Annotated in this window: 30 protein-coding genes and 1 pseudogene; 17 read left to right on the top strand and 14 right to left on the bottom strand. The window is 64.2% G+C overall.

Annotated elements, in window-relative coordinates; all coding sequences use genetic code 11:
* The first annotated feature begins 11 nt into the window (after positions 1-11).
* Positions 12-472, top strand: a pseudogene (locus KXR83_RS24970) (mycothiol-dependent nitroreductase Rv2466c family protein).
* 591 nt (positions 473-1063) lie between these two features.
* On the opposite strand, the gene KXR83_RS24965 reads toward KXR83_RS24970, so the two are convergent.
* Positions 1064-1648: a TetR/AcrR family transcriptional regulator gene (locus KXR83_RS24965; protein WP_038252471.1), complete on the bottom strand. Its 585-nt coding sequence runs from the start codon at positions 1646-1648 to the stop codon at positions 1064-1066.
* Between the two features lie 84 nt (positions 1649-1732).
* Between KXR83_RS24965 and KXR83_RS24960 the strand changes: the two genes are divergently transcribed.
* Positions 1733-3151 (top strand): MFS transporter, encoded by a 1419-nt coding sequence (locus KXR83_RS24960; RefSeq protein WP_023955825.1) that lies wholly within the window; start codon positions 1733-1735, stop codon positions 3149-3151.
* Positions 3152-3745: 594 nt separating this feature from the next.
* Here KXR83_RS24960 and KXR83_RS24955 read toward each other — a convergent pair.
* Positions 3746-4072 carry a hypothetical protein gene (locus KXR83_RS24955; protein ID WP_023955824.1) on the bottom strand — a complete coding sequence of 109 codons (327 nt, stop codon included), beginning with the start codon at positions 4070-4072 and terminating at the stop codon, positions 3746-3748.
* Between the two features lie 107 nt (positions 4073-4179).
* On the opposite strand from KXR83_RS24955, the gene KXR83_RS24950 reads away from it, so the two are divergent.
* From KXR83_RS24950 to KXR83_RS24900, 11 genes are all read left to right on the top strand, one after another.
* Positions 4180-5109 (top strand): endonuclease/exonuclease/phosphatase family protein, encoded by a 930-nt coding sequence (locus KXR83_RS24950; protein ID WP_023955823.1) that lies wholly within the window; start codon positions 4180-4182, stop codon positions 5107-5109.
* An 84-nt stretch (positions 5110-5193) separates the two neighbouring features.
* Entirely contained in the window at positions 5194-5865 is a 672-nt protein-coding gene (locus KXR83_RS24945) for a hypothetical protein (protein ID WP_133248758.1), read from the top strand.
* 60 nt (positions 5866-5925) lie between these two features.
* A complete protein-coding gene (locus KXR83_RS24940) occupies positions 5926-6516 on the top strand; it encodes a DUF3558 family protein (RefSeq protein WP_081729659.1) in 591 nt (196 codons plus the stop codon).
* Positions 6517-6773: 257 nt separating this feature from the next.
* Positions 6774-6965, top strand: a complete 192-nt coding sequence (locus tag KXR83_RS24935; RefSeq protein WP_116917971.1) for an NAD(P)H-binding protein — start codon at positions 6774-6776, stop codon at positions 6963-6965.
* 270 nt (positions 6966-7235) lie between these two features.
* Positions 7236-7628: a hypothetical protein gene (locus KXR83_RS24930; protein WP_023955820.1), complete on the top strand. Its 393-nt coding sequence runs from the start codon at positions 7236-7238 to the stop codon at positions 7626-7628.
* Positions 7625-8794 (top strand): integrase, encoded by a 1170-nt coding sequence (locus tag KXR83_RS24925; protein WP_023955819.1) that lies wholly within the window; start codon positions 7625-7627, stop codon positions 8792-8794. The genes KXR83_RS24930 and KXR83_RS24925 overlap by 4 nt, the downstream gene beginning before the upstream one ends.
* Before the next feature lie 5 nt (positions 8795-8799).
* Complete coding sequence (locus KXR83_RS24920; protein ID WP_023955818.1) at positions 8800-9843, top strand: hypothetical protein; 1044 nt, start codon at positions 8800-8802, stop codon at positions 9841-9843.
* Positions 9844-9999: 156 nt separating this feature from the next.
* Positions 10000-10392, top strand: coding sequence for a hypothetical protein (locus tag KXR83_RS24915; protein ID WP_031331603.1), 393 nt, complete (start codon positions 10000-10002; stop codon positions 10390-10392).
* Complete coding sequence (locus KXR83_RS24910; protein ID WP_235189428.1) at positions 10389-10655, top strand: RES domain-containing protein; 267 nt, start codon at positions 10389-10391, stop codon at positions 10653-10655. The genes KXR83_RS24915 and KXR83_RS24910 overlap by 4 nt, the downstream gene beginning before the upstream one ends.
* A 13-nt stretch (positions 10656-10668) precedes the next feature.
* A complete protein-coding gene (locus tag KXR83_RS24905; RefSeq protein ID WP_235189426.1) occupies positions 10669-11136 on the top strand; it encodes a hypothetical protein in 468 nt (155 codons plus the stop codon).
* A 345-nt stretch (positions 11137-11481) separates the two neighbouring features.
* A complete protein-coding gene (locus KXR83_RS24900; protein ID WP_437427110.1) occupies positions 11482-11838 on the top strand; it encodes a histone-like nucleoid-structuring protein Lsr2 in 357 nt (118 codons plus the stop codon).
* 226 nt (positions 11839-12064) lie between these two features.
* On the opposite strand, the gene KXR83_RS24895 is transcribed toward KXR83_RS24900, so the two are convergent.
* Positions 12065-12250, bottom strand: a complete 186-nt coding sequence (locus tag KXR83_RS24895) for a hypothetical protein (protein ID WP_031331602.1) — start codon at positions 12248-12250, stop codon at positions 12065-12067.
* A 130-nt stretch (positions 12251-12380) separates the two neighbouring features.
* Positions 12381-12878, bottom strand: a complete 498-nt coding sequence (locus tag KXR83_RS24890) for a hypothetical protein (RefSeq protein ID WP_152538000.1) — start codon at positions 12876-12878, stop codon at positions 12381-12383.
* Positions 12879-13747: 869 nt separating this feature from the next.
* Between KXR83_RS24890 and KXR83_RS24885 the strand changes: the two genes are divergently transcribed.
* Positions 13748-14464 carry a DUF6461 domain-containing protein gene (locus KXR83_RS24885; RefSeq protein WP_116917969.1) on the top strand — a complete coding sequence of 239 codons (717 nt, stop codon included), beginning with the start codon at positions 13748-13750 and terminating at the stop codon, positions 14462-14464.
* Here KXR83_RS24885 and KXR83_RS24880 read toward each other — a convergent pair.
* On the bottom strand, positions 14349-14747 hold the full coding sequence (locus KXR83_RS24880; protein WP_161633979.1) for a hypothetical protein: 399 nt from the start codon (positions 14745-14747) through the stop codon (positions 14349-14351). The two genes, KXR83_RS24885 and KXR83_RS24880, sit on opposite strands and share 116 nt — an antisense overlap.
* A gap of 166 nt (positions 14748-14913) precedes the next feature.
* The gene (locus KXR83_RS24875; RefSeq protein WP_023955812.1) at positions 14914-15273 is read right to left on the bottom strand and encodes an Rv2640c family ArsR-like transcriptional regulator; all 360 of its coding nucleotides are present in this window, start codon (positions 15271-15273) and stop codon (positions 14914-14916) included.
* A gap of 94 nt (positions 15274-15367) precedes the next feature.
* On the opposite strand from KXR83_RS24875, the gene KXR83_RS24870 reads away from it, so the two are divergent.
* Positions 15368-15850: an ArsI/CadI family heavy metal resistance metalloenzyme gene (locus tag KXR83_RS24870; protein ID WP_031331600.1), complete on the top strand. Its 483-nt coding sequence runs from the start codon at positions 15368-15370 to the stop codon at positions 15848-15850.
* Between the two features lie 106 nt (positions 15851-15956).
* Here the strand turns inward: KXR83_RS24870 and KXR83_RS24865 are convergent, their stop codons facing one another.
* From KXR83_RS24865 to KXR83_RS24830, 8 genes are read right to left on the bottom strand one after another with little or no spacing between them, the layout of a single operon-like run.
* Entirely contained in the window at positions 15957-16370 is a 414-nt protein-coding gene (locus KXR83_RS24865) for a low molecular weight phosphatase family protein (protein ID WP_031331599.1), read from the bottom strand.
* A 42-nt stretch (positions 16371-16412) separates the two neighbouring features.
* On the bottom strand, positions 16413-18206 hold the full coding sequence (gene arsA / locus KXR83_RS24860) for an arsenical pump-driving ATPase (RefSeq protein ID WP_031331598.1): 1794 nt from the start codon (positions 18204-18206) through the stop codon (positions 16413-16415).
* Between the two features lie 2 nt (positions 18207-18208).
* Positions 18209-18625, bottom strand: a complete 417-nt coding sequence (gene arsD / locus KXR83_RS24855; protein WP_031331597.1) for an arsenite efflux transporter metallochaperone ArsD — start codon at positions 18623-18625, stop codon at positions 18209-18211.
* A 21-nt stretch (positions 18626-18646) separates the two neighbouring features.
* Complete coding sequence (gene trxB, locus KXR83_RS24850; protein WP_023955807.1) at positions 18647-19636, bottom strand: thioredoxin-disulfide reductase; 990 nt, start codon at positions 19634-19636, stop codon at positions 18647-18649.
* A gap of 28 nt (positions 19637-19664) precedes the next feature.
* Positions 19665-20081 carry an arsenate reductase ArsC gene (locus tag KXR83_RS24845; protein WP_023955806.1) on the bottom strand — a complete coding sequence of 139 codons (417 nt, stop codon included), beginning with the start codon at positions 20079-20081 and terminating at the stop codon, positions 19665-19667.
* Between the two features lie 48 nt (positions 20082-20129).
* On the bottom strand, positions 20130-20783 hold the full coding sequence (locus tag KXR83_RS24840; protein WP_023955804.1) for an arsenate reductase ArsC: 654 nt from the start codon (positions 20781-20783) through the stop codon (positions 20130-20132).
* The gene (gene arsB / locus KXR83_RS24835; protein ID WP_023955802.1) at positions 20783-21877 is read right to left on the bottom strand and encodes an ACR3 family arsenite efflux transporter; all 1095 of its coding nucleotides are present in this window, start codon (positions 21875-21877) and stop codon (positions 20783-20785) included. Before arsB ends, KXR83_RS24840 begins: the two co-directional genes overlap by 1 nt.
* Positions 21874-22260: an ArsR/SmtB family transcription factor gene (locus KXR83_RS24830; protein WP_023955800.1), complete on the bottom strand. Its 387-nt coding sequence runs from the start codon at positions 22258-22260 to the stop codon at positions 21874-21876. The genes arsB and KXR83_RS24830 overlap by 4 nt, the downstream gene beginning before the upstream one ends.
* A 205-nt stretch (positions 22261-22465) precedes the next feature.
* Between KXR83_RS24830 and KXR83_RS24825 the strand changes: the two genes are divergently transcribed.
* On the top strand, positions 22466-22768 hold the full coding sequence (locus KXR83_RS24825; RefSeq protein WP_023955798.1) for a hypothetical protein: 303 nt from the start codon (positions 22466-22468) through the stop codon (positions 22766-22768).
* A gap of 788 nt (positions 22769-23556) precedes the next feature.
* Positions 23557-23763, top strand: a complete 207-nt coding sequence (locus KXR83_RS24820; protein ID WP_023955796.1) for a hypothetical protein — start codon at positions 23557-23559, stop codon at positions 23761-23763.
* Positions 23764-23952 lie beyond the last annotated feature (189 nt).

Here is a 23952-nt window from a genome sequence, read left to right as displayed (position 1 = left end):
AAGGAGTACCTATGAGCGCAGTGACGTTCTATTTTGACCCGGCATGCCCGTTCGCGTGGGCCACCTACCGGTGCCTGGCCAACACCGCGCGGCGCCGCGACATCGAGATCGATTGGCGGCAAATAGGTTTGGCAGTGTTCAACAAGGGCGCAGATGTTTCCGAGCAGCAACGTCACCACATGGAAGTGTCCGAGCAACTGGGCCGTGTCCTGGCTGCTGCGCATGGCAGGGCCGGCGACAGCGCACTGGGACCGCTCTGCACCGCCTGGGCCAGCGTGTGCACCCCCAGAGCGCCGACGTGTCCACAGCAATGGTGGCCGATGCACTCTCCGAGAGCGGTCTCGATCCCCAGCTAGCTGACAGTCTCGACGACTCGACTTACGACGGTGCGGTGCGCGTGGGACACCAGCAGAGCCAGGACAATCTCGGTGACTCTAGCGGTAGCCCCATCATGTGCATCAACGGACAGTGATTCTTCGGGCCGGTGCTCACAGCCATCCCCGATCACCGCGAGGTGACGAGCTGTTCGACGCCCTACAGACATTGGCGGCCACGAGTGCCTTCGCGCAAGTGCAACGACCACACAGCGGACCGCCAACGTTCACTTCCTAGGACCACACCAGGAGCAGGGATGCCCGTTAGTACGGAGCGTGCCCGCGCCTGGCAACAGCGCACCAAGGATGAACCGTCTGGCCCGACGATCAACCAGTCGCTGCGGTGTGGCGCTAGAGGGGAAACTTCGGCAGTAATGCCCAGTTGCGTAGACGTAGTGGGATTCAGGCGCTCGAAGCCGGCGCGCTTCTGGGGCAAGGAACGACAGGGTGAGGGTGAGGCCTTCGACCCCGCCGATCCGCCCCTTTTGCTTGGGCTATGGTTCGGCGGGTGACAGGTCTGCTTCGAGTTCGTTAAGCCGGTCGAGCATGATTGGGCGGCCGTGGAGAATTTTGCAGCGCATGCAGCGTGTTCGTGTGCACACGGGGTGCGGTAGGGCCGGCCGCACGTGTTCGGATGCGTTTAGGGCGATTCTGTTTGGGAGCGTCAGCCCGCGATAGTTCGGCTCGGATCAGCGGGCGTCGAGAAGCGTGAAGACGGTCGTGATGATGATCCGGGGCGCGTCGGCGGGATCGAGGCGGTGGCCGGCGATCTCGGTCGCTGCGCCGTGAAGGACTTGGTGGACCACGGCGAGTTGCCATGAGGTCGGCATATCGGTTCTGAACAACCCGTCGCGGCGACCACGTTCAATCAGTGATTCTACTCTGGCTGCTGGGCTGTCATGAAGTTGGCGGATGCGTTCCTGCGAGAGCTCCTCTGCAGCGGCGGCGATGACCGAGCGCGACTGATTCACCAATTGCCAGCTGCTCTCGATCACACGGGCCAGCGCTTCGCGGGCGTCTCCCTCGGTGTTGACTTCGGCCAACGTCTGCTCGCCGCGCTCGATCACGCGAGCGACGACGGCGTCGATGAGCTCAGGCCGAGAAGCGAAGTGACCATAGAGGGTCACCCGCCCGAGTCCGGCCTCCTTGGCGATGTCGGCCATCGTCGCGTTGTGACGCTGGGCCAGGCAGGCAATCGCGGCGTCAAGGATGCGCTCGACGTTGCGGACAGCGTCAGCCCTTTTGACGTTGACCCGCGGAGAGGCGGTCGACATGAATCCCCACTTCCCGTACACGACTGTATGAGTTATCGTACCAGCGAATAACTCGAACGCTCGTGTATGACTTAGGAGGCTGTGATGAATTCCGCGACGGACATTTCGGAAATTGGCGAGGGGCTGAACCCGAAGCGGTGGCTTGCTCTCGCCCTATTGGGTACGGCCCAGTTCATGCTCATCCTCGACGTGACCGTGGTGGCGATCGCGCTGCCGCAGATCGGTACGGATCTGAGCCTGTCGCGCGAGGCGCTGACGTGGGTGGTTGCCGCATACACCCTGACGTTCGGCGGTTTGATGCTGCTCGGTGGGCGAAGTGCAGACCTGTACGGGGCCAAGCCGCTTGTCTTCGCAGGCCTCGTCGCCTTCACCGCCGGATCCCTGACAGCTGGGCTCGCCGAGAATGCCGAATGGTTGCTCGGCGGCCGAGTCGCGCAGGGCGTCGGAGCGGCAATGCTCTCACCTGCGGCCTTGTCGGTGGTCATTCGATTGTTCGTCGGGGATGAACGCAATCGCGCCCTGGGTATCTGGTCGGCCTTGGGCGGCGGGGGCGCGGCGGTAGGGGTTCTGCTCGGCGGACTGATCACCGCCGGGCCAGGCTGGCCATGGGTGTTCTTCATCAACATCCCGGTAGGCCTGATTGTGTTGATCGGCCTGCTGCGTGTGCTGCCACCGTTGCCCCCGGCACGGACGCCCCAGTCGTCACTGGACGTTCTTGGCGCACTGCTGGTCACAGCAGCCACGGGCTCGGCCATCTACTCTCTGACCGTTGCCGGCGAGACTGGTTGGACCAGTCGTGAAACAGTCGCGGCCGCCGGGACCGCGGTGGTGCTCTACCTGCTGTTCACCTGGCGTCAGAGAACCGCTTCATCGCCGCTGATGAAACTCAGCCTTCTGGGCCGGCGACCGGTCGGAGCTGGAGTGTTCGTCATCATGATCGGCACAGCACTGATGGTCGCAGTGTTCTTCTTGGGCACCTTCTACTTCCAACAGTCGGCCGGCCACGGACCTCTCACCACCGGACTGCTATTCCTCCCGATCGCCCTGGCCACCATGGCCGGAGCCAACCTCGTCGGACGCCTCATCGGCCGTCTCGGAGCGCGCGCACTTGGCGCCTCGGGCATGATCGTCGCCGCCATAGGATTGCTGGTGCCCGCGGTCTGGTCCACGACGTTGGCCACCACGATCGGCGTCAGCTTCTCCGCCTTCGGCATCGGCGCGCTGTTCGTTGTGGCCTCAGCCACCGCCCTGGGCCAAATCGGTCCGGAGGAAGCCGGCATAGCCTCGGGCCTGTTGAGCACCTTCCACGAATTCGGCGCCTCCGTTGGTGTGGCCACCGCTTCCAGCGTCGCCGCGATCAGTCTCGTCGCCGACGGGAACAACACCGGCTTCCAGCAAGCCTTCCTGTTCACCTCGGTAGCCGCTGCCGTCGCCGCCGCGATCTCTGCTTTCGCGATCCCACCACGACCCGCCCCGACCAAAATGAACGGCCATCCCCGTTGAGCGGCACGGTGCTGGGTTACCAAGGGAGCCTGTAGCAGCGGCGCCTCGAGCTCCCGCTGATGCCGGGTTCGAAGAGGACAGTGAGAATCAGAACGACGACGGCGAAGAAGATGCAGGAGTCGGCGAAATGCCTACCTTGTCAACGGAGACGAATCCAATTGCAACACAACGGGTTACGCAGATCATAAAGGATCTGTCCTCTGAACGTGTAGCTGGTGCTTCTATCGACGCTTGCGTGATCGGAGGTGGTATCGATCGATCTGGTAGCTATAGATCGGTCAGATTACCCAGGCTGCGAGCTGGCGAACGAGATCTCGACGTCCCCCGCAGGGAAGCTGCCGGTCTAACCGGGGAAATGGGTCGCTCCCAGGATGCAGATTTAGCGCCGGAAGGTTTTACTGTAAGCGATGGGTTGACGGTGGCGAGACTCGTTGTAAACGCGTGATAGGACATCTCGTGGTTGACTTCGTTCCAAACGCTGGAGCATTCTGGCGTCGGCGGAACGCCAGCTGACCCGGCGAATGTTCCCGAGTTTATTGGTCTCGAGTCGCCGGGCCCGCTGGGTAAAAAGATCGTGCCAACTACCGGGGGTCATCAGCTGATGGTGAACTCACCCTTCACGGTTTGTCCATCGTTGGCGTACAGGAGTCTTGAGAACCGCTGTCCGGTTGACGAACCGGGGTCGGTGGCCGGTAGGTCTAACGCTTTCACGTAGCCGAGTTCGCCGTTGGTCCCGTAGCTCGCGATCAAATTGGGGGCATCGCCGGGGTTCGCGGCGTCGAGCACTCGTGTATCTGGAAGTAGCGTCGGCAGGAGGCGGCTGGTCGTTGTCTTTCCCGAGCCGTGGGTGCCGTTAATCCAGACGATCACCAGGCCGACGCTACCGTTCCGCCGGGACTCGTCGGCTTCAGTCTTGCGCACGCTGATCGTTGCCCGCGCATGGTGGATGACAGGTGTTCACCGGATCGTTCGCTTGAGGTCACCGAGGTTCCGCGCTTGCCCGTTCACGTCTTGGGACAGTGGGCTTTATGGTCTCGATCGCGACGTGGAATGTGGAAAACTTGTTCACCCCTAACGCTGACAGCGGCCCGGACGGTGCGGCCGAGTTTGCGGCCAAGGCCGATGCGCTGGCGGCGACGATCACCGCTATGGACCCGGATGTTCTTGCGCTGCAGGAGATCGGTGACCCCGAAGCCCTCGACGACGTGCTGGGCCGGGTCGGCGGTACGTGGCATGTGGAGACCGCTGATCCGGACGGGCGCGGGATCAGGGTGGCGATAGCAGCTCGTACCCCGTTGTCGCAGGTGTACCAGGTGGGCCCGTTCCTCGACGGGCTGCGCCCGGTCCAGATCGATGACACCGCAGTGGGGGAGACGGCGATGGGCCGGCCCGCCTTGCATGCGGTGGTCGACGGGATGCATGTGCTGACCTGCCACCTCAAGTCGAAACTGTTGACCTTTCCTGGCGGCCGGTTCAATCCTCGCGATGAGGATGAGCGGGCCCGGTTCGCTACCTACGCGTTGTTCCGGCGGGCAGCGGAGGCGGCGACGGTCCGTGCGGCCGCCACAACGATCCTCACCGCCGCTGATGACGCACCGGTGGTGGTGCTCGGTGATCTCAATGACACCGTCGATGCTGCGACCACCCAGCTGCTGGCGGGGCCGCCCGGATCTGAGATCGGCACCGGCGGGTACACCCAACCTGACAGTGGCGATCGTCAACGCTTGTGGAACCTCGCCGCCCGCATCCCCGAGGATCAACGGTTCTCCCGTATTTACCGCGGCCGCCGTGAACTGATCGACCACATCCTGGTCAGCCACGCACTGGTCGATCAGATCGCCGACGGTGCGGTGACCACCGACCACGCCGGCGCCACCCCGTCGATCACCGACAACCCCGCCGAACGACGCAATACCCCTGGGTCTGACCACCGACCAGTCATGGCGATCACGTCGTAACTCGGGCAGACGCAGGCGCCGGGGCGCAGACTGTCGGGGACGGGCCTGTCGGCGGGGTATCGATTCGGCAGCGGAGGGTGGGTTGTGGTGAACATAAGTGGACGGTCGCCGCATCGGATGGCGTGCGCGGCTGCGGTGGCCGTCGCGATGTTGGCGGGATGTGGTGACAGCAAGGGTGATTCGCAGTGGCCCGGCGGTGTTGTCACCCTCGATTCAGCAACGTCCACTCTGGTCATGCCCTATGACCCGGTCGCCGACACCACCGACCCGCGCAACCTGGTGGCTATGGCCACCCACATCTTCACCGGGCAGGTCGCCGCACTCTCTGGCACCGAATCTCTAGGAGGTGGTCCGGAAACGCAGTACGACGTCACTGTCGGCGTAGTGGTGAAAGGTACGGTCGCGCGCACCGCGTTGGTCAATCAGCAAGGGGGAACAGTGGCCGGGGTGTACATGTCCCTGGGCGGCGACGTACCACTCGCGCCCGGTCAGTGGTACTTGTTCGCTGCCCGCATCTTGGAATCGAAGGGGTGGTTTACGGTCATCCCGGTCGTGGGCGATGTGCCTATCAGCGAACAGGACGCGCGCGACGTGGGTTCGCCGCCGATCACGGTGCTGACTGAGGCGATGCACGCGAATCCGGAAGCAACGATCATCGTGCCGCCGCCGGTGAGCTCTCCGACTTTGACCTTTCCGCTACCGAAGCCTGGCGACTACCATCCGCCGCCGTGGTCGCCACCGCAGCCGACCCGGTAGAAACTAGCCGTGTGGTGCCGGAAGAGAACTGAGTGATGTTGGGCACGTAAGGGGGATGTTGTGTTGCGGTGCAGGAGGTTCAGTCGTGCGATCGCGGTGGTGCTGTTGGTGGGGTTTGTGGTGTCAGCGTGCGATCTCGGTGACGACGGTGGTTCCTCGCGGCCGCAGCCGTCGACGCCAGTGACGATTCGGGGATCTGATACCCCGCCGCCGTCGTCTCCGCCCTGGACGTTGGCGGATCTGGTGAACCATCAGTGCGCGGTGTTCGACGAGGCCGACCTGGCCCGGTTCGGGATGGTCAGTCCGGGTGTGGTCGGGGACGGCTCCGGGTTTTGTCGGTGGCAGAGCCTGCCCACCGCGCCCACTACGGCGGTGATGTATTTCCTGCCCGACATCTGGCGGCAATTCGAGGACCTTGAGGACGCCTACCGCAATGAAGTGAACTTTCGCACCCTGGCCGTCGCTGGGCGGCCGGCGTTCGTCGAGGATGACCGCAACTTCAGTGGCACTCAAACGTGCCAGCTGTGGGTGTCGGTGCCATCGGGTGGGACCATCCAGTTCGAGTACGCGCTCAAAAATGCTGGCGTTGTGGATGAGAACTGCGCTACTGCAGTTGATATCGCCACCGTGCTCGCTGAGCGCGTCCACTGAGCCACATCTGCAGTGGCGGGGGAAGAAGTTCTCCGGGGCGAACCTCAGGGGGCGGTAGTGCTCAGTTCCGGGGGAGCGAGGTAGGACGAGCCGGCGATCTGTTCATGGGCGCGACGCTCGACGAGCAGCGGAATGAAGTCGCGTCCAAAAGCGCATACGGCGCATGCCGGTTCGGTTGTCGACGAGAGGAGTGGACGTGGTGGAGATGATCCTGGTGACCGGAGCCGGCGCGGGAGTGGGCCGCAGCGTGGCGCAGGCTGGCCGAGCGAGGCGAGACCGTACGTGCTTTCGTCAAGAGCGAGGAACAGGCCCGCCTCGCGCGTGCCGACGGTGCGGTCGAGGTGGTGATTGGCGACATCCGATCGACCGCCGATGTGGCCGGTGCAGTTCCCGGCGTTGCCCGGGTATTCCTGCCAAAACCAGTTAGCGCGGAGCCGACGGGGCACTGACGGCAGGCCAGAGTATGCACGCTTGAGTTCTTCGACTCTGGGTGGGAGAACGCACTGTGTGGCCATACAACGCCGATAATGTCTGTTTACGTCAGCTACAGCAGCGCCGATTCGTGAAGGACGGAACCTTAATTGCCACGGCCGACTGTGTCCGGTGGGGTTGTCGGTGGCCGCTGTTAGGTTCGGCGGGTGGTAGGCGCGTCACGCCCAGCTCGCTCGCCGCTGTCGCCTAGGGTGCACAGTGGGGTTCGGTCAGCGGAGGATGATGACGTGACGGTGGCGGTCAGCATGCGCGCTGAGCTACGCGATGCGGTAGTGGGGGATTGCCCTTCATGGCTGAAATCCGCGTTTGCCGACATGTATCCCGATGACACAGTCATATGGCCGACCGCGGATGCGCCGACGGTGCTGGCGGCCGAGGACGAGTGGGACTGGATCACCGAGCACCTGCTGGTTGTTGCCGACGCCGTCGACCACACGCTGACAATGCTGCCCGAGGTTCGTGCCGGCGGGTGGCTCATGTGTCGGTACTCGAGTGGCAGCGAACACTTTATGGTGTCGACGACAGCCCCGGCTGTCATTTCGATGGCCTTGGGCGCGGTCGTCCTGTTCTCGCGCCCTCCTGCACGTGATGCGCTCGAGCCGAAAGGTGTTGTGGCGTGACGGAGTTACTGTCACCCGCTGATCCTGGTCCGGCGCCAGGTTCGGTGGCGTCGTTGGAGGTGTCGGCGGAGGTGCGGCGGCGGGTGGAAACCTCGCTGCTCGATACCAGGGCACCGTCCACTCGCAGGAATTACACGCGGGCGTGGTCGGTGTTCGAGAAGTACTGCGACCAGTATGGGCATCGGGCGTTGCCGGCGCATCCGCATGTGGTGGCCGATTACCTTCTCGCGCTGGAGAACACCGTCGACGTCCGCGGGAATGCGGCGTATTCGATGTCGGCGATCGAGGGCGCGGCAGCGGCGATCAAGTTCGTCCACAAAGCCCATGCACCCCAGCAACAGTCGACGCCCGATGAGACACCGCTGTGGCTCAGTCCCGTGGTCGCGGGCACGTTGTCGGCGATCCGCCGCCGCGGCGCAGCGTCAGGGCGGCGGCCCCGCCAACCGGAAGATCCGTTGGATTTGGTGGATTTGCGGGCGATGGTGCACACCGCCCGCGCGTCGGCGACCACGTGGCGCACCAAACTCAGGGAGCGCCGCGACACCGCCGCGTTGGTGCTCGGGTGGGCGGGGGCGATGCGCCGCTCAGAAATCGTCGCCCTGGCGGTGGGTGATGTGCGGCGGACCCGCGATGGCTGGATCATCACCGTCCGCAAGTCGAAAACCGACCAAGATGGGACGGGTCAACGCAAGGCCCTCCCGACCGGGGAGCATTTGGAAACGTGTGGGCCGTGCGCGTATGTGCGGTGGCTGCACTGCCACAATGCGTTTGACCGGTTAGGGCGGGCCGGGCTGATCCGACTCCTGGCCGCCGACCGCCCTCATGAGCATCACGTCTGCGCCGGCGTCCTTCCGGAGGTGCCGGCAGAGTCGGATCTCTTTCGGTCGGTGACCGCGGCCAGCGACCTCGCCGACACCGCCCCAGCCGGGCAACTCATCCACACCCTGGTGCGCCGCCGCCTGGCGGCCGCGCGCCCGGATCTGGACATCACCCGCTACGGAGCGCACAGTCTGCGTGCGGGGTTCGTCACCGAAGCGTTCCGCACCGGCCACGAACCGACCACCATCATGAAGCAGACCGGCCACAAATCCGTTGAATCGCTGCTGAACTATGCCCGGGACAACAACATTCACGTCCAGAACGCCGCCACCACCATCGGCATGTAACCCCGATGACCAGGCACCAACCACCGCTCGCAGCACTGGCCGATGAGATGCTCTATCGGTTGCCGCGGTCCTACCGCGGTGACTGGCAGCTCTACACCGACTGGTGCACCGCCTTTGATCTCGACCCGCTGGGGTCGTCGCCGGTCACGACGGCCCGGTACCTGCATTTCGAGCCGGGTCTGTCGCGGGCCACGCTGCGCCGTCGGGTCTCGGCCATCAACACTGCCCACCGCCTGACCGGCCGTACCCCGCCGGGCACCATCACCGCCGTCCGCACTTTGCTGTCGGACCGAGAACGCCACCACCACACCGCGGTACAGGCGATCGGGCGGTTGCCGGCGCATGGGTGGCCGGCCGGGTTGTTCGGCCGCCGCGACGCCCTCATCCTCACCCTGGTCTGCCAGCTGGGGATCCCGGTCGGTCAGGTGGGGGAGTTGCGGTGCGGGGACATCACCGCCGACCCCGTCGACGGCACTGTGCACGTCGGCGGATACCACCACATCACCGCCGCACCCGACCTGCACGATCGGTACGGGCCGTACGCGGTCTGGACCCGCTGGACCCTGCTCCGAGACCTCACCCTCCGCCGGCCCTCACCCTTGACCTGGGCACCGGTCCTGCATCAGGCCCCCGCCCGACCACCAGCACCGTGCCTGGTCGCCTATGAGCCTGTCGATCCCGACGCTGTCCTGTTGCCGGCGTTCGACAGGTGGGGCAACCCCACTGCACCCATCGGCGACACCACCACCGGCCTCTCACCCCGGGCGGTCTCGGCGATCCTGCACACCCACCTACGCGCGACCGGCAGACCCGTCACCGACCGCGGACTGTGGGCACAGACCGTGGCCGACCGCCACACCGCACCCACCGTCACCGCCAGCGTCACCATTCCCGTCGTCGATCTGCCCGACACGTACGACGAGGGAGTGTCTGCCCGCCGGCACGCGACCGCTGAACTCGATGACCTCGGCGAGATATTCACCGCACTGGACCGCCAGACCAGCGAACTGCTGGCGCGCACCGAACACCTCCTGAGCGAGATCGGGTGAGCGCCCGCGAGCAGGTGTGAAGCGCGCTGACGGCCGCAGGGCCCGCGACTGTTGATCGCTGGCGGGGGGCGCTCGCAGCCCGAGTGGCGAGCGCGGAACGGGATCACCTGGCTGGGATGCTGGTTGTGTTTTACACTGTGATTGGAGGTGTTGGGTATGACTGCTGCTCATCCTAGGCCGGATCTGGCTGCGTATAACGAGGCGGCGCGGATGTCGCAGGCCGAGTTGGTGACGGCGTTGCGGGATCTGTTGGGCGTGAAGCTGGTTGCCTATCTGGGGCGGGTCAAAGAGACTCGGGCGGTGCGACAGTGGGCCGACGGTGTTCGCACGATTGGCAACGACACCGATGTGGAGCGTCTGCGGATCGCGTATCGGGCGGCCCGGTTGATCACCAGCCGCGACACTCCCGCGGTGGCGCAGGCGTGGTTCCAGGGCCTCAACCCCATCCTTGATGACCGGGCCCCCGCGGTGTTGCTGCGTGACGGTGACCTCGCCGAGACCGGCCCGCTTGTGTTGGCTGCGGCACGGCAGTTCGCTGCCATCGGATGACCCAGCCAGTAGTTATCGAGTTTGAGACACCGGCCGGCCTGGTGGCCGCGGCCCGCCGCGACAGTGCAGCGGTGCACCGGGTCGGGTATCTGCCGCAGCCGTGGACGTGGACACCGTGGGAATACGCTACCGACGGCCGGTTCACCGGCCGGTGGGACGACCCCGACGGGGTGTGGCGCACCCTCTACTGCGGGGCCACACCGCTGGCGTGTCTGCTGGAAGTACTAGCGTTCGCGCGGCCCAGCCCCCCAGGTCCTTGCTGAGCTCGAGGACATCGTGGTCGACGACGAGGACGCCGAACTGTACCCGTCGGCATCGCCGGGGCAGCTGCCGTCGGCGTGGTGTCATCCGCGGGTGCTGGCCTACGGCACGATCACCGGAACCTATGTTCTGCCCGGTCATCTGGTCACCCTCGCTGCACTACGCACCCTGTTCCGCAGGACCGCAATCACGTACGGGTTGGATGATCTTGATGGTGCCGCGATCCGCGACGGGCGCCCCCGCGCCCTGACCCAAGCGATCTCCCGCTGGATCAACACCCTTATCCCGAGGATGGAGCCGGTCTCGGGTATCGAGTTCGACTCCCGCCACGGCGACGGCCTCACATTGTGGGCGGTCTACGAACAAGGCGGGGACCCCACCATCAGCCCACACATCGTTGACCTCGGCCACACCACCCTGACACCAGATAACGCCGACCTCACCCACGCTATGGACTTGCTCAACATCGTGTGGAGCAACTAGAGACTTCTGCTGTCCCCGGAGCCATGCCGGCCTCTCGAGAGATAGGGGTTGGCCGACGACAGGGTTTTGTTCGAGGACTCGTCGACCGACGTTTCGAGCGACACTGTTCTGCGCCAACGGTGTAAGCGTCGACGCCCAAGACGACTAGGTGGGTGCAGGCCTTCCGTTGACGCCTTCCGTTGGAGCGGATATCTGGTGTGAGCGCGCACCGCGACATAACGTGGCCACCCACGGTTCGGAAGGTGCCGGTAAATGAACGGTATGTTCAGCGAACACAGACCGGACGTCCCCCTTAAACAGGTGGACGATCGCCACTGACCACCATTTACGACAGGGCTGACCGCTATGGCGCGCGCGACCATTGAACAAATCACCGATGACGTCGACGGCTCTGAACTCGACCCGTCGGAGGTCATTGTGCAGACGTTCACGATCAACGGTGTGGACTATTCGCTCGATCTCGGGGCGAAGTCGGCGGAGAAGTTCGACAAAGACATGGGTAAGTGGATCGACAAGGCCACCAGGATCGGTGGCCGACACAAACGCAGCTCCAGCAAGCAGGCGCCTACCGTCTCGGCGCCGCGCACCAATAAGGAACAGTTGGCGGCGATCCGGGAATGGGCGCGCTCCAACGGATACGAAGTGTCCGACCGCGGCCGCATCCCGAACACCATCGTCGACGCTTTCCACGAGGCCAACTAACACAGCGACCGCAGGAGCCACACTGCACCGGCGCCCCACAGCAATTGTCCAACAGGCGGTTGGACAAACGCCCGATGCGCCTAAGACGTAGCGGGCGCTTGCGCGGTGCCACCGCACGGGCGACGCCCGGTCGCCGCATCAATCAAGTCACTGTGCCTCGCCGTGCGTCCGAAGTGAGTCGTAGCCAGGCTACGAAGCGGCCGAGATCTTCCGGAGACCACCGCAGTCAGTCAATCTGTCGCGAGTGCAAGAAGGTGAAGTAGTCGCGGAGATCGAAGGCATACGAACGCACGGTCGTCGAAGAACGCTCGATCCGTGTCAGGTAAGCGAGGAAGACATCTACCGGCTCGAGGACCGCGTAGTGCTCATCGAGCACGGTCCACGAGGTGTCGCCGCCGTCGGCATCGAGCACCCGTTGTAACCAACATGGTGGCTCCGTTCGTAGCCCGGCCTAAACACGTGTTTCGGACCGTAGCCGGGGCCACCGACAGCGAACGCGCTCAGTGGGGTCTTGCGACTTGGCTGCACGCGAGGTGAGTGCTTCAGGGTTTCGAGGGATAGGTGGACGGCTGGGCCGGAAAGCCGGGGTGCAGAAGATCCTGCAGACGGTGCAGGACCGACGTATCCAGTGTCATGTGCTCATACATGCCGAGGGCCCAGTCATAGTCAGGCGTTGACCACCTGGTCGCTGGCAAATGCTCGGCGTTTTCCCAGCGCAATGGCCACGACTCTGAGCCCCGAGGCCGTCGCGCGAGGATGCCACGGATGCCGCTTCGGGGGCTGCCTACGGTTGCTTCGAAAGATCCATCCTCGGTGTACTGGCGTACGTCCTGAACCTCCAGTTCGATGGACACGGGGATCTGCAGTTTCTCGGCGCTAACGTGCTCGCGGAACCATTCGACTCCGTTCTGGGTGGCCCTTTCTCGTTCGGCCCGCATGAGCGCGTCGCGTTCTTCGATCGACGTGGCGGGCCCATCCCATTGAAAGAAGTCCGTCGAGGGCGGATCGATCACTGCGAACTCGATGTATGAAACCCTCATCGCGAAAGCGTCGTTGCGTTGCTCGAGCACCGTCCCGGTGGCTACATCGACGACTAACTGGATCGGCGCCGGCTTGTGGGACGGCGGAGCGAGTTCAACTTCCCAGCAGTGCCGTCCTAAGAAGTCGATCTCCCTGATTGGTCGGTCTGTGGGGCGTGTGAAGTCAGAGCCAGTCCATTCGTTGGCCGACCGCGTTCGAATCAACACGTCCCCGGGGCCGACGTACAGGACACGTCCAAGAGGGGCCCGGACGCACTCGCCGTTGCTGAATTGCCAAGCAGTAGTTCCGTCGGTCCGGAAAGCTGGTTCACCACTGAGTAATTCGGCGCGAAGACGGTGACCGTGTCTCCACATCCGTACTGGCGTGTTCGTGTTTACGACCAGTGGTGGTTGACCGGCCCACCCGAAGTTAAAGGTGCGCTGATCATCGGGCACCTCTGGACTAACGACGCCGGACACGGGGGCACTGGGCCCGTCGACCATTGCGGAAAGGACCTGTACCCACTTGACCACAACCAACGCCCCCACCCCGCTCGATATATCCCTAGGGGCAGACTACTGGCCCGGAATGGTGAGGACAGAGAATTAAGATTCAGGCCAGCAGTCTTCGGCAGAGACACAACCCGCCGACCGCCCAGGGCGACGATCGGAGCGCTACGTCAGAGACGAACTGGATAATCCCGAATAACGCACACCAAGAGCCTGTTTGGCTGCCCGTCGGCTACGTCGACGGCACCCAGCGCGGGACCCAGGGGTACACTAGGTTCGATATTTCAGTAGGCGCGGGGCGATGGGGTGTAAAAAGCCTGGAAAGCATTGGCCTTGTGCGCAACTGCGACTGTGCGTCTGATTTGTCTATGGTGGCTGCCATGGGGAATGTGACGTACCGGGACTACGCGTGGACCAAGAAGGCGCCGGATCTGTTCTACGGGTTCTGTTTGACGTTCATCCGCCACGCGACGGTTCCCGACGTGATTAACGCTCTGCCTACAGTCGGGCAACCCGAGCGGGGCGACCTCACCACGCTCCTGTCGCGGTCGCGAGAGTCGTGGGAGGAGATCGGTGATAACAATCTTTTGGTCGGCCTCGTCCAGCATGGCGATTGGGTCATCATGTACGAAAACAACGGCTATGTTGGTGCGACACCGGAACTGATGCAACCACTTTCAGTCGGCAGGGAAGTGGTCGTCCATCACGGCAGCGAGAACTCGTACTTCTTTTGGTACGTCGACGGTGAGAACCGAACGTGGTTTGAAACGCTGTTCGCCTCTCAGCGGAACGGATCGGCACCTGATGAGCTTGTGCCGATCATGCGTCAGATCGGCGGGTTCGAACTCGAACCCGACGAGCCGGTCAAACGTACCGAGTTTCACGACGACGAAGCGACCTTTGCTCTCTGCGACAGCCTGACCGGTCTGCGTCTGACTCCGCAGCTGTTGCGCGCTGCCACCTTCACGGTCGTCGAGGTCGTCAACAGGCCAGGAACGCCCGCGGCCGCCGACCGCCAGCCCCAACGGTCGGCAGCAGCCGAGCAGACGCAGGGGATCCGGGACTGGGCCCGCAGGCAGGGCCATAACCTCCCTTAATGCTCGCCGGGCCACCCGACAGTGGATGTGGGTATGTCCCGCAGTCGTTTCCAGCTGGATGGCGCAGGTGGCCGGTGAACTCGCGGTACTCGATGTCGCCGACGTAGACGGCGCTGACCCACCGCATCGACGAGCCAGCATCGGCCGCGAGCGATTGGTTGAATGGTGGGGTCGGTTGCTCGATCGCCTCGAGCTGCACACGCAGAATGCGCCGGTCTTTGGCGCTGAACCCGGTACCCACATGCCTGATGTAACACAGCTCGCCGGCAGGGTTGTGGGACACCGGGGCACCAGCGCCCGAAGTCCACCGCGCGGACCGGGATCCCAGCCGCACACCACCACCGATGTCGCTTTCCGTAGCGGCGTTTTCAACCTTGACTGCACTAGTCAAGTTCTGGGGAGAAGTTGTCCAACAGGTTGTTGGACAACTCCTGATGGATGCGCGCTGGCTAGCGGCAGCAGGTCGGGTCCAACACCTGTCGCAACGCCTGGAGCGCGTCGGTATGCGCGCGGTAGAAGACGTTCATGCCTCGGCGTTCGGGGTGGACCATGCCGGCTTTCTTGAGCTGCCCTAGGTGGTGGCTGACGGTCGGCTCAGAGAGCCCGACGGCGGCCGCCAGGTCGCAGGTGCACACTTCGCCGGCGGCGTCGGTGAGCAGGATGGACATCAGTTTGATGCGCACTGGATCGGCCAGGGCTTTGAGCCGCAACGCGACTTCCAGGGCGGCTGCATCATCCATGGGTGATGCCGAGACTGGGGCGCAGCAGATGGGTGCGGTCATGTCGATCACCGGCAGCGTCTTGGGCATGTCTCAATCCTACGCACGCTATTGACATATGTCGAAGAGGTCGGCACTCTGGGTCTCGGCTAGTTCGATGTATGTCTCACAGGTGGAGGAAGTTATGTCCCGTATGCAGTTGGCACTCAACGTCGACGATCTGGAGCAGGCGGTCGAGTTCTACTCGAAGTTGTTCAATGTTGCTCCGGCCAAACGTAAGCCGGGATACGCGAACTTCGCGGTGGCCGAGCCGCCACTGAAGCTGGTGTTGCTGGAAAACCCCGGTAAGGGCGGAACGATCAACCATCTCGGTGTCGAGGTGGAGTCCAGCGAGAAGGTCCATTCCGAGATCGCGCGCCTGAGTGGGGAGGGCCTGTTCACCGAGGAAGAGATCAACGCGACGTGCTGCTTCGCGACCCAGGACAAGGTGTGGGTGACCGGCCCGGCGGGCGAGAAATGGGAGGTCTACACGGTCCTGGCCGCCTCGGACACCTTCGGCACCAGCCCACAGCTGCTGGCCGACAACGATGTTCCGGTCGCTGACGAGTCGGCGTCGGCGTGCTGCGGCACCGCGCAGGCCTCGCAGGTTGGCGCCGCCTCCCACTAGCGCATTGCTAGCTGACGAGTCGAACACGAGTGGGGGCACCGGTATTGGGTGCCCGCCACTCGGGTGTGTACGGGTCCGCGTCCGTGAGCGCGTGCTGGTGGTGAAATTAGTTGGTGGTGAGGCGGGTATGGAGGTCGGTGACCCGCTCGGCGATGTCATCGCGGACCAGTCGCATTCGCTCGATGCCGTCGATGCCACGCTCGGACGGTTCGTCGGTGTCCCAGTTCTCGTATCGGGGTCCGTCGACGACCGGAGGTGTGGCCTCGCGGCCGAGGGTGACCACGACATCCATGTGTGCGAGCAGGTCCGGATCGATGGCGCGGGGTGTGTTGGCGGAGATGTCAACACCGACCTCGAGGAGCGATCGGGCCGAGAGTGCGTTGATGGCCGACCCGGGAGCGGTGCCCGCGGAAAAGACGTCGACCGAGTCACCGGCGACCTTGCTCATCAGGCCGGCCGCCATTTGCGATTTGCCGCCGTTCTTGACGCAGACAAACAGAACACGAGGAGTCGAACTCATGATGGCAGGCAATCCTTTTCGTTCGGTGTAGCGCATAGTTCGTCAGTGGTGGACAGGTGTGCGGATGTGCGGCGTCGGTGCTGCTAGGTCCAGTAGGGCGCTGACGCCGACGGGTTCGGTGGCCAGCATGGGGATGACCGCAACACGATGGTGCGTGTCGGTGATGGCGGCGATCTCGTCGAGTTCGGCGTGAGCCCGACGGGCCAGGAGCGGCGAGGTGGGGTGTGCGGCGGCCAGCGAGTTGTTGATGACCCACGCCCACGGGGTGATGCCGGCGCGTTGCAGATCGTGGTGCAGGCCTTCGGCTTCCAGGCGTGGGGTGGTCTCGGGCAGGGTCACGACCAGCACTTTGGTGTCGTCCGGATTCTGTAATCGCATCATCGGGGTGGTGAACGAGGCGTTCTCACCCATCTGCCGGGTGATCTCACGGTGGTAGGAGCCGGTCGCATCGAGCAGTAGCAGGGAGTGCCCGGTGGGTGCGGTATCGACGACCACGAAGGTGCGTCGCGATTGGTTTATGACACGAGAAAAGGCTTGAAAGACAGCGACTTCCTCGGTGCACGGTGACCGCAAATCCTCGGCCAGGGTGGCGCGGCCCCGCTCGTCGAGGTGAGCGCCTTTGGTGGCCAACACCCGCTGGCGGTACTGCTCGGTCGCCTCGGCGGGGTCGATGCGTGAGACCGTCAGGTTGTCCACATCGTCACTGAGGGTGTCGGCGAGGTGGGCGGCGGGGTCCGTGGTCGTCAGGTGCACCTGGTGGCCGCGGCCGGCCAAGGCCACCGCGACCGCTGCGGCGATCGTGGTCTTGCCGACCCCACCTTTACCCATGCACATGATGAGCCCGTGGCCCTGGGGCTCGAGTTCGTCGATCAGTGCTGAAAGCGGGGCATCATCGAGGTCGGCAGTGATCTCCGGTCCTGTACCGACGTGGCGATCAGTGGTGGTCGGGCGCAGCAGACTCGCGAGTGCATCGAGTCCGACGATGTTGGTGGGTTTGAGGTCGATGTGGTCGACCGGCAACGCCCGGAGCTCACGGGGCAGATCAGCGACGGCCTGTTGTTCTCTGTCGTAGATGGCGTGTGCGAGTCGATCATCGGTGTCCGGGCGTGGAAGGACGCCGTTGATGACCACGTGTTGGGTGGTCAGTCCGATGGCCGCGAGTTCGGTGTGGGTGCGGGCGATCTCGGCCAGAGTGGAGTGCTGGGCGCGGGCAACGAGGACGAGGCGGGTGAGCGTCGGGTCAGCCAACGCGGCGACCGCCCCGGCATACATGGTGCGTTGTTTGTCCAACCCAGACAGTGGTCCCAGGCAGGACGGGTCACCTTTGCCGTCTGTGAGGAAGTCGGTCCATGATCCGGGTAGTTGCAGCAAGCGGATGGTGTGGCCGGTGGGTGCGGTGTCGAACAACACGTGATCGAACCCGGCCAACCTGTCGTCGACGTCGGTGAGCAAAGTGGTGAACTCGTTGAACGAGGCGATTTCAGTGGTGCACGAGCCCGATAGCTGTTCGGTGATGGTGGCGAGCTCGGCCTCGGGCAGCAGGCCACGGACCGGTCCGACGATCCGTTCTCGGTAGGCGGCCGCGGCCTCCTCAGGATCAATCTCCAGCGCCGACAAGCCCGGCACGGCAGGGATTGTGGTGATGGTGTTGCCGATCGTCAGCCCGAACACCTGGCCGACGTTGGAGGCCGGATCGGTGCTCACCAGCAACACACTCTTGCCGGCTCCGGCCAGGGTGATGGCCGAAGCACACGCGATGGAGGTTTTCCCGACACCGCCTTTGCCGGTGAAGAACAGAAACCGGGGTGCCTGGTCGAGGAATGTGGGGGAAGGCACGGTCAGCAGCAACCGCTCGCGGCGTCGGCGCCAGGAGCGCAGCTTCCGCTGGTGTCGGTGAGGGTGAGCAGTCCGGCACCTGCTGCCGGTGCGGTCGCGGGAGTGTCGCCCGAGGCGGTGAGCCCGGCCCAAGAGGCCAGCTGTTCGCGGGTGGGGTAGCGGCCGGTCATCGCGGTGACACCGTCCACCAGCACCAACGGCAGGCCTTGGGATCCGGAGAGCTGCAAAAATGCGGTGACCGGTTCGCGATCGGCGAAGGCCATCGGCTCGCTGGCCAGATTGAATCGGGCGATGTCGACGCCCTGGCTGCGGAGCCAGTCCAGGTCCGCAGTAAAGCTGATCAGAGCTTGATCGACGTCGTCGCCGCACATACCGGTGGCACAACACAGGGCCGGTTCAAAAATCTCAATAGTCATCAGGCACAGGCTTTCTACAGGTGGTCAGGCGGTGATGGTGGCGGCGACGGGCTGGCCGGCCGCGGCGAGGGTGTTGCTGGTGATGTCGCCGCGGTCAGCGAGCCACCGTTCGGCATCGATCGCGGCAGCGCAACCGGTCCCGGCGGCGGTGATCGCTTGCCGGTAGGTGTGATCGACCAGATCGCCCGCGGCGAACACCCCGTCCACCGAGGTGGCGGTAGTGGGGGACTGCACCCGTACGTAGCCGGCGTCATCGAGGTCGACCTGTCCGGCGACCAATGCATTGCGCGGATCGTGACCGATGGCCACGAACATCCCGGTCGCCGCGAGCGTGGTGTGCTCGCCGGTGATCGTGTCGCGGACAACCAGTCCGGTGACACTGCCCTCGCCGAGAACCTGTACCGGTTCGGCGTTGGTGACAAACCGGATCTTGGGGTTGGCTCTGGCGCGTTCGAGCATGATCCGCGACGCCCGGAACTCGGTGCGGCGGTGCACCAGGCTGACGCTGCGGGCAAAACGGGTCAAGAACGTGGCCTCTTCCATCGCTGAATCACCGCCGCCGACGACCACGATGTCCTGGTCCCGGAAGAAGAAGCCATCACAGGTGGCGCACGCGCTGACGCCCCGCCCTAAAAGTTCTTGTTCCCCAGGGATGTTCAGGTAGCGGGCCGCAGCGCCCATCGCCAGGATCACCGCATGAGCGTGGTAGGCAACCCCGCCGGCGTGAACAGTCTTGATCGGCCCAGCCAGCTCGAGCTGGTCGACGTCCTCAGTGTGGATGGCGGCACCGAAACGTGTTGCCTGCTCACGCATCTCCTCCATCAACTCCGGACCCATGATCCCGGCGCGAAAGCCCGGGAAGTTCTCCACGTCGGTGGTGGTCATCAACGCCCCACCGAACTGGCTGCCTTCGAACAGCAGCGGTGCCAGTTCGGCGCGGCCGGCGTAGATACCGGCGGTGTAGCCGGCGGGCCCAGAGCCCACGATGATCAGTTCGTGCACGGTGTCAGTCATGGTTCTCCTGGCTTGAACAATCAGCTGATCAGTGGGCCGGGGACGCGGAGGTGAGTTCGGCGATGAGCGCTTCGACGCGGGTTTTGATTTCGTCGCGAATCGGCCGGACCGCCTCCACGCCTTGACCGGCGGGGTCATCGAGAACCCAGTCCCGGTAGCTTTTGCCGGGGAAGATCGGGCAGCTGTCGCCGCATCCCATGGTGATCACCACATCAGAGGCCTGCACGGCATCAGTGGTGAGGATCTTGGGGGTTTGGGCGGTGATGTCGATACCCACCTCGGCCATCGCCTCCACCGCGGCAGGGTTGATGGTGTCAGCGGGGGCGCTGCCCGCGGAGCGGACCTCGATCGCATCGCCGGCCAGGTGGGCCAGGAAACCGGCGGCCATCTGCGAACGGCCCGCGTTGTGCACGCAGACGAACAGGACGCTGGGGGTGGTGGTCATGGGAGTCGAGATCCTTTCGTCAAGGGCAGAGGGAGAGGGGCGAGCTGGTCAGGCGGGAACGGGAGTGGTCAACTCGCGCAACAACTCCTGGACCCGGGTGTCGAGGTCGTCACGAATAGCGCGCACCACATCGAGGGATTGTCCTTGCGGGTCGTCGAGCGTCCAGTCCAGGTAGCGCTTACCGGGGTAGATCGCGCATGCATCACCACACCCCATCGACACCACCACATCGGCGGCAGCCACGACATCGTCGGTCAGCGGCTTGGGGTACTCGGCACCCAAATCCAAACCGATCTCGGACATGGCGTCGATGACCATCGGGTTGATGGCATTGACCGGTGCCGACCCGGCTGAGCGCACATGGACGCGGCCTTGGCCGTAATGGTTGAGAAGGGCTGCGGCCATTTGTGATCGCCCGGCATTGTGCACGCAGATGAACAACACCTCGGGGACGTCTTTGGGCGCGTCGCCCTGGGACTGGGCCAGAGCGGTGAGCCGGTCGGCAGCGAACCGGCCGGCCAGCGTCGGCAGGTGGTTGTGAATCGTGGAGGTGCGGCGCAGCGCGGTGTAAGACTCGAACACGTAGCGTTCCACCGTTTGCGGGGAGAACACACCCTCGTACTTCTCAGACAGCACCGCTGCAGTGCGCGACAGCAACGCTTGGGGCATCAACAGTTCGGGTTGAGCGCGGTGTTCAGACATCAGGACTCCTTGGTCACAGACGAGAGGGCGGGGGTGGGGGTGAAGCGCTTGCGCAGAGCGAGAGAGACATACACCAGACCAACAAGGACCGGGACCTCGATCAGCGGGCCGACCACACCGGCCAACGCCTGGCCCGAGGTGACGCCGTAGGTTGCGATAGCCACAGCGATCGCGAGTTCAAAGTTGTTGCCGGCGGCGGTAAACGCAAGGGTGGTGGTGCGTTCGTACCCCAACCCCATCGCGGCGCCCAGGGCGTAGCCACCGCCCCACATGATGGCGAAGTACGCCAGCAGCGGGAGCGCGATCCGCACCACATCCCACGGTTTGGAAGTGATCTGGTCGCCCTGCAGGGCGAAGAGGATGACGATGGTGAACAGCAACCCGTACAGCGCCCACGGGCCGATCTTCGGCAGGAACGTCTCCTCATACCAGGTGCGGCCCTTGGCTTTTTCGCCGTAGCGGCGGGTCAAGAACCCGGCGAGCAACGGGACACCCAGGAAGATCAATACTGATTTGGCGATCTGCCACGGGGAGGCGTCGATGGTGGTTTGTTCCAGCCCGAGCCAGCCCGGCAGGACCGACAGGTAGAACCAGCCCAAGATGGCAAACATGATCACCTGGAACACCGAGTTGATCGCGACCAGCACCGCTGCGGCTTCACGGTCACCGCAGGCCAGGTCGTTCCAGATGATCACCATGGCGATGCAACGGGCCAAACCGACAATGATCAAACCGGTCCGGTACTCGGGGAGGTCGGGCAGCATGAGCCAGGCAAGCGCAAACATCAACGCCGGCCCCAGCACCCAGTTCAACACCAACGAGCCGATCAGCAGCTTGCGGTCACCGGTGACAGTGTCGAGGCGGTCGTAGCGCACTTTCGCCAACACCGGGTACATCATGATCAGCAACCCGATCGCGATAGGCAGTGAGATCCCATCGATCTCGACCGCGCTCACCACATCGTCCAAGCCCGGAATCATTCGGCCCAACAGCAGACCGGCCACCATCGCCACCCCGATCCATACCGGCAAAAACCGATCCAGGGTCGACAGCTTGCCCACCACTGCCGGATGCTCGGCGGTGCTCTGGCTCATGCCCCGACCTCCGCCTGGGCCTGGGCCGGCACCGTCATGGTGCTCTCCACCAGCAACACTGCCGACAGTTGCTGCAGCGCCGACGGAACCACCCAGTAGTAAACCCACGTGCCTCGGCGTTCGCAGTCGAGCAAGCCCGCTGAGCGCAGCACCTTCAGGTGATGCGAGATCGTGGGCTGGGACAGGTCGAACGAATCGGAGAGATCGCAGACACACGCCTCACCGCCCGCGTGACTGGCGATCAGGCTCAGCATCCGCAACCGGACCGGGTCGGCCAACGATTTGAACATCCGCGCCAGATCAGCGGCCCAATCCTCGGTCAACGGCTCACGCACCAGCGGAGAACAACACGCCTCGCCCGCAGATCCCTCTTGTATCGACATCCTTCAATATTGACAGGCATCGATATGCGCTGCCAACCAACAACAGGTGAACTCTGTGGCGAGCTGCCTGGCGCGGCGGCCATCGCCTCGGGGGGCCGCAGGTGCCGACTCGCCGAGTCGCAGCTGCGAGTTATCCACAGAAAATCGTGCAACACTGATGACGCGCTAGAACTATGCGCACAACCGGCCACTGGCCGGTTTTTTTGTGCCCGCTGACCGTCTGGTCAGCATCGGGGCCACCACCCTGTCACGCACCGCCGACCGGCACGCCCTCGTGGCGGCTGGTCTCTTCGGCGTGCGCGGCGCACCTCACCTAAGGGGTAATCAAATGTTCGGAGACGTCTCTGCGTTCTGCGCTCTGGGACTCATCGCTCTCACCCTGCTCGGGGTGGGTGTTCTTCCGCTGCTCTACCTCGTGGTCCTCGGTGGCCGCGACGCACCGGTCCGACGCGTCGAGCGCTTGCTCAAAGCCCTCGCTGTGCCGCTGCGGGCCTGGCGACGGAAGTAACACCTATATCCCCACCATGGAGACGCTGATGTCGCCGTAAGGCGCCGCGCACCCACTGGTTGCGCACCCCCCAACCCCCTGGGCGTTCTTGCAAGCCCCGTGGTCGAACCCCAATTCGACGCACGGGGCTTTTTCATGCCCAAAACAGGTCGCCACGGGTTCTTATTCATGCGTCCACCCCAGCCAGCGAACGCATGTTCGAGCGGCCTAGTACGCTCTAGCCGAGCGGGGACCTGGCGCACTCACACCGATTCGGGGTACGCGGGAAGCAGGTCCCCGCCCCTTCGCCAGCCACCCCGGAATAGCCGTCGCAGGCGGGTGTTGCGCCGCGACGGCCGGGGATCTGTCGAGGTTTACATCGCTAGGCTTTCGAGTTGCTGGAGTGCTTGCCATCGTCGGTGGTCGTCGCACATGGTGCGCCAGAGTTTCTCGGCGACTTGACGTTTGAGGCAGCGCATGGCTCACCGGCGGGTCATCCCGGCGTCCATTTTGGAGTGCAGGTAGGTGTATCCGGGACTGTTGGCGTTGATGCTTTGGCACACGGGTTTGCCCGATCAATCTCGCGGCTTCTTGGTGCCTGATGGCTCGAATGCTCGAACCCACTTGACGGTGTCAGTGGGACCGGCCGGGTGACCCTATCGGCGCACCTCCGAGGCCGGCCCGGTCCACACGGCTGTTGGACTGCCGCCAGGCGAGTTGATCGCCGGTTCGAGCTCGGGCCGCGCTTCCTAGGATGGTGACGGTGTGCCAACCCCGGTACACCGAGCCGCACACAGGAGGTCATCGTCATGGGTGGAATAGCCGACAAGTTCGACAAGGCATACGAGGAAAAGCCGATCAGTGAGCTCGCTGACGCCCCCGTCGAGGCACTCCAAGGTGTGAGCCCCGGAGATGCCCAGCACCTCAAAAATGCGTTCAACATCAAGACCGTGCGCGATCTGGGCACCAACAAGTACTTCCTCTGGGCTCAGGCAGTCGCCAAGCTCGCCGACTAGCCAACCCAGACAGCGAAAGCCGCGACCCTCCAACAGGGTCGGGGACTATCCCGTTAACGGTGTTTCGGCCGTTTTCCATTAGTAGGTTTCTGATCCGGGCCAACGGTCCGCGAAGGTGATCGCGAAAGCGTTCAGAGCGGGCTTCCACCGTGTGATCCATCGTGCCTGACCTCTGCCGGTCGGGTCCAG

It is taken from the genome of Williamsia muralis, assembly GCF_051487485.1.
In the GTDB taxonomy this organism is placed as follows: Bacteria; Actinomycetota; Actinomycetes; order Mycobacteriales; family Mycobacteriaceae; genus Williamsia; species Williamsia muralis_B.
Note: the sequence above shows the minus strand (reverse complement) of the source record. Positions and strands in the feature narration are given on the sequence as shown.

Coding starts and splice junctions, on each gene's coding strand:
- KXR83_RS24965 (WP_038252471.1), bottom strand. CDS start 1,648: ATGTCGACCGCCTCTCCGCGGGTCAACGTCAAAAGGGCTGACGCTGTC.
- KXR83_RS24830 (WP_023955800.1), bottom strand. CDS start 22,260: ATGTCGATACAAGAGGGATCTGCGGGCGAGGCGTGTTGTTCTCCGCTG.
- arsB (WP_023955802.1), bottom strand. CDS start 21,877: ATGAGCCAGAGCACCGCCGAGCATCCGGCAGTGGTGGGCAAGCTGTCG.
- KXR83_RS24840 (WP_023955804.1), bottom strand. CDS start 20,783: ATGTCTGAACACCGCGCTCAACCCGAACTGTTGATGCCCCAAGCGTTG.
- KXR83_RS24865 (WP_031331599.1), bottom strand. CDS start 16,370: ATGAGTTCGACTCCTCGTGTTCTGTTTGTCTGCGTCAAGAACGGCGGC.
- KXR83_RS24900 (WP_437427110.1), top strand. CDS start 11,482: ATGGCGCGCGCGACCATTGAACAAATCACCGATGACGTCGACGGCTCT.
- KXR83_RS24885 (WP_116917969.1), top strand. CDS start 13,748: ATGGGGAATGTGACGTACCGGGACTACGCGTGGACCAAGAAGGCGCCG.
- KXR83_RS24890 (WP_152538000.1), bottom strand. CDS start 12,878: ATGAGGGTTTCATACATCGAGTTCGCAGTGATCGATCCGCCCTCGACG.
- KXR83_RS24950 (WP_023955823.1), top strand. CDS start 4,180: ATGGTCTCGATCGCGACGTGGAATGTGGAAAACTTGTTCACCCCTAAC.
- KXR83_RS24845 (WP_023955806.1), bottom strand. CDS start 20,081: ATGACCACCACCCCCAGCGTCCTGTTCGTCTGCGTGCACAACGCGGGC.
- trxB (WP_023955807.1), bottom strand. CDS start 19,636: ATGACTGACACCGTGCACGAACTGATCATCGTGGGCTCTGGGCCCGCC.
- KXR83_RS24960 (WP_023955825.1), top strand. CDS start 1,733: ATGAATTCCGCGACGGACATTTCGGAAATTGGCGAGGGGCTGAACCCG.
- KXR83_RS24915 (WP_031331603.1), top strand. CDS start 10,000: ATGACTGCTGCTCATCCTAGGCCGGATCTGGCTGCGTATAACGAGGCG.
- KXR83_RS24920 (WP_023955818.1), top strand. CDS start 8,800: ATGACCAGGCACCAACCACCGCTCGCAGCACTGGCCGATGAGATGCTC.
- KXR83_RS24875 (WP_023955812.1), bottom strand. CDS start 15,273: ATGCCCAAGACGCTGCCGGTGATCGACATGACCGCACCCATCTGCTGC.
- KXR83_RS24820 (WP_023955796.1), top strand. CDS start 23,557: ATGGGTGGAATAGCCGACAAGTTCGACAAGGCATACGAGGAAAAGCCG.
- KXR83_RS24870 (WP_031331600.1), top strand. CDS start 15,368: ATGTCCCGTATGCAGTTGGCACTCAACGTCGACGATCTGGAGCAGGCG.
- KXR83_RS24910 (WP_235189428.1), top strand. CDS start 10,389: ATGACCCAGCCAGTAGTTATCGAGTTTGAGACACCGGCCGGCCTGGTG.